Source organism: Brunnivagina elsteri CCALA 953 (genome assembly GCF_002289455.1).
Classification (GTDB): domain Bacteria; phylum Cyanobacteriota; class Cyanobacteriia; order Cyanobacteriales; family Nostocaceae; genus Brunnivagina; species Brunnivagina elsteri.
Window position 1 is genome coordinate 1 of record NZ_NTFS01000762.1, and the last position, 1,285, is coordinate 1,285.

Below are 1,285 nucleotides of genomic sequence, written 5' to 3' on the forward strand. Positions count from 1 at the left end.
GTATTACTTAACTTCACGAAGATTATTAAATACTTTTGAGTGGATTGATTTGGCTGGGTTTAGTTGCAATGCATAGTTCTGGGAATTAAATGTGATAAAAGTGACTATTTCATAAAATCAATCCATTCCCCTTAAAAGATGGTGCATCAAACAATCCACCATGCGATCGCTCTCCATCGGCATAATTTCTTTACCATAAAAAATTTCCTGTGTCATCATAAAATGCACCATTGAACCAATAACAATCCGTATTGTTGCTTCTGTATCGGGTATATTCAACTCCGGATGTCTATCCAAATATTCACCAAAAATTTCTATGGTCGGTGTCATAATATCCTGAATCCAAGCCTTTGCGAGTTCAGGAAACCTCCCAGACTCAGCAATCAGTACCCTTAAAAATGCTTGATGTTGGGTATCACTCATCATTTTATCTAGAGCTTTAGTTATTACTGTCCGTAGCACAACCGCAGGTTCTCCATCCAATGGCAAAGTCGCAAATGTATTCTGAAATTTCTCTGTTGCTAGTTGATGTATAAGTGCTTTAAATAAGCCTTCTTTATCTTTAAAATGACTGTAAACAGTTGCCTTTGATACACCTGCTTGCGAGGCAACCCGATCCATACTCGCTCCTGCATATCCATGTGCGAGAAACTCCTGCATTGCTCCTTGGAATATTTTGTCGATTTTCCCTACCGTACTTTCCCGTTCAGATTCACTCGCTTTTGTCCGTACCATTTTTAATTATTCCTGCCCCGCTACGTTAAGTAACAGTTTCAACATGTATAAGAATATCTAATTTGTATAGCTAAACTACTCGGTTTAGTTTAGTCTAGATTATATTATAGAACTAAATAGTTTAGTCATCAAACCACAGGTGTTTTTATGCTGGAAACTCCGAAATTAGAAGATTCTTCTGCGCCTCAAGCCTATAAACTTCCACCATCTGCAATGATCATAATTGCAGCATTGTTGCTGGGTGGTATTGGTGTTTTTGGACTCAACCGAATCCGCACGGCAAATACTCCACCAAAACCAGTACCAGTAGTTAGTGTACCGGAAATTAGGACTGTGACTGCCTTAGGAAGACTGGAACCAAAAGGTGAAGTCATTAAAGTTTCTGCCCCAACATCAAATCAGGGTACTCGTGTCGAACAACTTTTGGTTAAAGAAGGCGATCGCGTCCAAAAAGGGCAGATAAACCTCGTCTACGTTGAAAACCGTAGTTTTTCTTCATCTTCTTCAAGATGATTTTTTACCCACAAGCGATCGCTAATTTCAAACGGAT

The 1,285-nt window shown here is 39.1% G+C and carries 2 protein-coding genes; one reads left to right on the forward strand and one right to left on the reverse strand.

The window, feature by feature from the left end; translation table 11 throughout:
- Positions 1-117 precede the first annotated feature (117 nt).
- The gene (locus CK510_RS30520) at positions 118-735 is read right to left on the reverse strand and encodes a TetR/AcrR family transcriptional regulator (RefSeq protein WP_095725139.1); all 618 of its coding nucleotides are present in this window, start codon (positions 733-735) and stop codon (positions 118-120) included.
- Positions 736-882: 147 nt separating this feature from the next.
- Between CK510_RS30520 and CK510_RS30525 the strand changes: the two genes are divergently transcribed.
- Positions 883-1,248, forward strand: coding sequence for a biotin/lipoyl-binding protein (locus CK510_RS30525; protein ID WP_095725140.1), 366 nt, complete (start codon positions 883-885; stop codon positions 1,246-1,248).
- The last annotated feature ends 37 nt before the right edge of the window (positions 1,249-1,285 follow it).